A 4,691-nucleotide genomic window follows, 5' to 3' on the forward strand; every position below is an offset into this window, starting at 1 on the left:
GCCAAAGACCTACCGGCCAAAAGCCGCGGGCGGACGCGAAGCACTCGAAACCATGTCGAAGCCGGAGCAGGCGTCGATCGTCGACGGACCTTTGACGGCGCTTGACGGTCAGTCACCGAGCGCTGCCTCCAGCGCGACAAAACGCGACGCCGCGGCGGCGGCCCAGAAGCTGCCGGACGCGCCGGCTGCCGATGTGCCCGGCGTGCGGTCGAAGCACGCCGCGAATGCGATGAAGAGCATCGAGGATGTCCAGTCCTCGATGCGTCCCGAAGCGGGAAAACAGTCCCTGCCCACTGCGCGCATCGACGTGGTGTCGGAACGGAGCTTCCCCGCACCGCCGCAGAGTCCCATCAGCCAGGCAGCCCTCAATGTGATCAACGCCATAGCCACCGACGCCGGGCCGCAAAAGGCGCTTTCAGCCTCACCCACGCCCACCCATCTGGCCAGCTCTGTTGCCGTTCCGACACATGTGTTGAAGATCGAACTCCACCCCGCCGAACTCGGCATGGTGACGGCCAATCTTCGCCTCTCCGGGGAACAACTCTCGATTGAGCTGAAGCCGGAAACGCACGACGCTTATCGTCGGCTGTCGGCCGACAGCGAGGCCATCGTCAAGTCGCTGCGGGGGCTCGGCTTCGAGGTTGACAAGGTCACGATACTGCAACCTTCGGTAGCAGTTCCCGCTACAACCCGGGCGGATGCAACCGCTCCTATGGCGGCGGCGACAGGCCGCGATCCAGCATCCTTTCAACCGGGGAATTCGGGCAGCGGCAATGGTGGAGCCGGCGGCCAGCAACCGGGCCAGCAATCCTCAGGGAAACGCAACGATGACGCGCAGGACTACGGCCGCGGCACTTCGCCTGCTCGCGAGCGCGCTGGCAGCGATATCTTTATCTAGCGCGGCAAACGCCGCCGCAGCCGCGGCCAACCCCTGCGAGCCGGAGATCCTGCGCGCCGCGGATCGTTATGGCGTACCCGCCGGCATCCTCTATGCCGTTGGCCTGACGGAGACCGGAAACAAGGGCAGCCTTCAACCCAATGCCTTGAATATAGAAGGAAAAGCAGTCTTTCCGAGGAGCCGGACCGAGGCCCTTGCCGCCTTCGCCAATGCCCGGCGCGAGGGCAAGACCCTGATCGATCTGGGCTGCATGCAGATCAATCACCACTACCACGCATCGCATTTTCGCAGCGTCGAGGACATGCTCGACCCACGCCAGAACGTCGACTATGCGGCGCGCTTCCTGGCCAGCCTTCATGCCCGTCACGAGACCTGGTCTATGGCCGTGGCCCGCTATCATGCCGGTCCCGACAACGACCCGGCGCAGAAGATCTATGTCTGCCGCGTCATTGCCAACATGGTCGCCACCGGCTTTGGAAAATGGACCGCGAACGCCCGCGGATTCTGCAACCCGTAAGCGCATTTCCCGTTACTAATAGACAAACCGTACAACCCGAATTGTTGGTTTGACTTGGTCAGAACTTGCCGCCGAAAGCACATCTGGCCGCCCGCTAATGCAACCGAAACGATTCCAGACTCCCAAGAAACTAGCTACAAGAAATGACGGTTGTTCAGGATTCCCGCCAGCGGATACGCCTCTCTTCACGGGGCAAATGATTTGATTCGGAAGGCGGGGCCGATGATTGTGATCGTTGACGAGCGCGAGCTCGTAACAGAGGGATACAATTCACTTTTCGATCGTGAGGGCATCGCCTGTGCAGGCTTTGCGTCCGGCGAATTCGGTGAGTGGGTGAACTCTGCCGCAGACACCGATCTGCGCTCGGTCAGGGCCTTCCTCATCGGCGACTGCCGCGAGGGTTCCATCTCTCCGCGCCAGATCCGCGACCGCACCGGCGCCCCGGTGATTGCGCTCAGCGAACAGCATTCGCTGGAGAACACGCTCCGGTTGTTCGAGAGCGGCGTCGACGACGTCATTCGCAAGCCCGTCCATATCCGCGAGATCCTGGCCCGCATCACCGCCATCCGCCGCCGCGCCCAGGAAGACGTCGCCTACACCGAGATCGGCGCCATGCGCATCTTCATGGATGGCCGCGACCCCGAGATCGACGGTCAGCCCCTCCCCCTGCCGCGCCGTGAACGCCGCATCCTCGAATATCTGGCGAGCAATCGCGGGCGCCGTGTCACCAAGACCCAGGTTTTCAACGCCATCTACGGCATCTTCGACGAAGAGGTCGAGGAGAACGTGGTGGAAAGCCACATCAGCAAACTGCGCAAGAAGCTGCGCGAGAAGCTGGGCACCGACCCGATCGATTCCAAGCGTTTCCTCGGCTACCGGCTCGTCTTCTGATGCAGCGCCGCGCCAGCCTCGCGCAAGAAAACATGCGTAGCCTCGTAGCCAGCAGCATGGACACAGCGGAGACGTTTCGATGAGCCTCTACGGAATGATGCGGACCGGCGTTTCCGGCATGAACGCCCAGGCAAACCGCCTATCGACGGTCGCCGACAACATCGCCAATTCCGACACCACCGGCTACAAGCGCTCCTCCGCCGAATTCTCGACGCTGGTCATGCCGTCGACCGGCGGTGCCTACAATTCCGGCGGCGTCACCACGACGATCCGCCAGGCGGTCAGCGATCCGGGTGTGCTTCAGTACACGACCTCGGTTTCCGACCTTGCCGTCAGCGGCGATGGCTTCTTTGTCGTCCAGGATCCGAGCGGCACCCCCTACCTGACCCGGGCCGGCGCTTTCGTTCCCGACGGTCAAGGCAGACTTGTCAACTCGGCCGGCTTCCAGCTGATGGCGTACAGCTACGACAACGGCGTACCGGCAGCGACGGTCAATGGCTTCGAGGGGTTGGTCCCGGTTGTCATCTCCGACCAGGGAATGACCGCAACGCCGAGCACCGAGGGCAGCTATGCCGGCAACCTGCCGGCCGGCGCGACACCGGTCGCGACCGCCAACCTGCCCGCCGCCAACGCTGCGACCGCGCAATACACGTCGAAATCCTCGATGGTCGCCTACGACAATCTCGGCAACAAGAAGCTGCTCGACGTCTATTTCACCAACACCGGCGCCGGCACCTGGCAGGTGGCGGTCTTCGATCAGTCGAAGGCCACCGCTGGAACATCGTTCCCCTACACCGCTGGCGGCTTGCTGGGCTCGGCCAACCTGACCTTCGACACCACCACCGGCAAGCTCACCGGCACGCCCACCGGCGTTTCATTTACCGTGCCGAACGGCGCCACCCTCAATATCGATCTGTCTGCGCTGACCCAGCTTGGCGCCGGCTTCACGGTTTCCGATGCCCAGGTCAACGGCAACGCGCCGAGCACCATCGACAAGGTCCAGATCAGCAAGGACGGCACCATCTACGCACAGTACAAGGACGGTTCGACCAAGCCGCTCTACAAGATTCCGCTGGCCGACGTGCAGAGCCCGGACCAGCTCACCGCGCTGCCCGGCAACGTCTATTCGCAGGGCACCGAGTCCGGCGCGGTTCGTGTCGGCTTTGCCAATGAAGGCAAACTCGGCTCCATCATCTCCGGCGCGCTCGAGAATTCCAACGTCGACATCGCCGAAGAACTGACCAACATGATCGCGGCGCAGCGCAGCTACACCGCCAATTCGAAAGTCTTCCAGACCGGTTCCGATCTGATGGACGTCCTTGTCAACCTGAAGAGATAAGACGGGCGTCGCCCGCGAAAGACCCGCATGTCACTGTCTACCGCATTGAGTATCGCCCAGTCGGCGCTTATGAACACCGCGCGACAGACAAGCGTTGTCTCGCGCAACGTCGCCGACGCCTCCAATCCGGACTATTCGCGGCGCCAGGCCGTCGTCACCAGCACGGCGCCGGGCGCGCGTTCGGTCGATATCCAGCGCGCAGCCAACGAGCTTTTGTTTCGCCAGAATCTCGGCGCGCTATCGGCCTGGAGCGGGCAGAACGCGCTCTACAGCGGCATGGATCAGCTGGGCGTCGCGGTCAATGGCGTCGACAATGCGTCCTCGCCCTCGACCGCGATCGCCAACCTGCAGCAGGCGCTGCAGCTCTACGCCACCTCGCCGTCGAACCAGAACCTCGGCGCCTCGGTCATCGACGCCGCCAAACAGGTCGTGCGCTCGCTCAACGAGGGCTCCAAGGCAGTCCAGGATTTCCGCACCCAGACCGACGGCCAGATCGCCACCGCCGTCGATGACCTGAACTCGCTGCTCAGCCAGTTCCAGGATGCCAACACGGCGGTCATGTCCGGAACCCGTTCCGGCACCGACGTTTCCGATGCGCTCGACCAGCGCGACGCGCTTTTGAAGAAGATTTCGAACTATGTCCCGGTGTCGACCTTCACGCGAGGCGACAATGACATGGTCATCACCACCGGCGACGGCACGACTTTGTTCGAGACGATACCGCGCACGGTCACCTTCGCGGCGTCGGCAGGCTATACCGCGGGTGCCGCCGGCAATGCCGTTTACATCGACAACGTGCCGATCTCGGCGGGAGCCGGCGGCAACACCAGCGCCAGCGGCACGCTTGCCGGCCTGCTGCAATTGCGCGACGGCGTCGCCTCGACCATGCAGAGCCAGCTCGACGAGACCGCGCGTGGCCTGATCACCGCTTTTGCCGAGACCGCACCCTCGATGGCCAATGCCGCCGGCCTGTTCACCTGGTCGGGAGCGCCGGCCGTGCCGGCCGCCGGCACGCTGGTCACCGGCCTTGCCGCGTCCATCAGCGT

6 protein-coding genes are annotated in these 4,691 nt (G+C 63.6%); 5 read left to right on the plus strand and 1 reads right to left on the minus strand.

The window, feature by feature from the left end; all coding sequences use genetic code 11:
- Positions 1-108: 108 nt before the first annotated feature.
- Entirely contained in the window at positions 109-240 is a 132-nt protein-coding gene (locus tag EN893_RS39900) for a hypothetical protein (RefSeq protein ID WP_281062489.1), read from the minus strand.
- Between EN893_RS39900 and EN893_RS19425 the strand changes: the two genes are divergently transcribed.
- The 5 genes from EN893_RS19425 to flgK all read left to right on the plus strand — a co-directional run.
- Complete coding sequence (locus EN893_RS19425; RefSeq protein WP_245490865.1) at positions 230-898, plus strand: flagellar hook-length control protein FliK; 669 nt, start codon at positions 230-232, stop codon at positions 896-898. The two genes, EN893_RS39900 and EN893_RS19425, sit on opposite strands and share 11 nt — an antisense overlap.
- Entirely contained in the window at positions 828-1,415 is a 588-nt protein-coding gene (locus EN893_RS19430) for a transglycosylase SLT domain-containing protein (RefSeq protein WP_050592657.1), read from the plus strand. Before EN893_RS19425 ends, EN893_RS19430 begins: the two co-directional genes overlap by 71 nt.
- Before the next feature lie 222 nt (positions 1,416-1,637).
- Positions 1,638-2,306 (plus strand): response regulator transcription factor, encoded by a 669-nt coding sequence (locus EN893_RS19435; RefSeq protein WP_013529780.1) that lies wholly within the window; start codon positions 1,638-1,640, stop codon positions 2,304-2,306.
- A 79-nt stretch (positions 2,307-2,385) separates the two neighbouring features.
- Positions 2,386-3,645 carry a flagellar hook protein FlgE gene (locus EN893_RS19440; protein WP_127271693.1) on the plus strand — a complete coding sequence of 420 codons (1,260 nt, stop codon included), beginning with the start codon at positions 2,386-2,388 and terminating at the stop codon, positions 3,643-3,645.
- A gap of 27 nt (positions 3,646-3,672) precedes the next feature.
- Positions 3,673-4,691 (plus strand): flagellar hook-associated protein FlgK (gene flgK / locus EN893_RS19445; protein ID WP_128361706.1); only part of this gene is annotated, 1,019 nt, incomplete at its 3' end.

The sequence above is a fragment of the Mesorhizobium sp. M7A.F.Ca.CA.004.04.2.1 genome (genome assembly GCF_004022825.1).
GTDB lineage: Bacteria > Pseudomonadota > Alphaproteobacteria > Rhizobiales > Rhizobiaceae > Mesorhizobium.

What these genes read in the sequence shown, in the direction of transcription:
- EN893_RS19425 (WP_245490865.1), top strand. Translation starts at nt 230, where the DNA reads ATGAAGAGCATCGAGGATGTCCAGTCCTCGATGCGTCCCGAAGCGGGA.
- EN893_RS39900 (WP_281062489.1), bottom strand. Translation starts at nt 240, where the DNA reads ATGCTCTTCATCGCATTCGCGGCGTGCTTCGACCGCACGCCGGGCACA.
- EN893_RS19430 (WP_050592657.1), top strand. Translation starts at nt 828, where the DNA reads ATGACGCGCAGGACTACGGCCGCGGCACTTCGCCTGCTCGCGAGCGCG.
- EN893_RS19435 (WP_013529780.1), top strand. Translation starts at nt 1,638, where the DNA reads ATGATTGTGATCGTTGACGAGCGCGAGCTCGTAACAGAGGGATACAAT.
- EN893_RS19440 (WP_127271693.1), top strand. Translation starts at nt 2,386, where the DNA reads ATGAGCCTCTACGGAATGATGCGGACCGGCGTTTCCGGCATGAACGCC.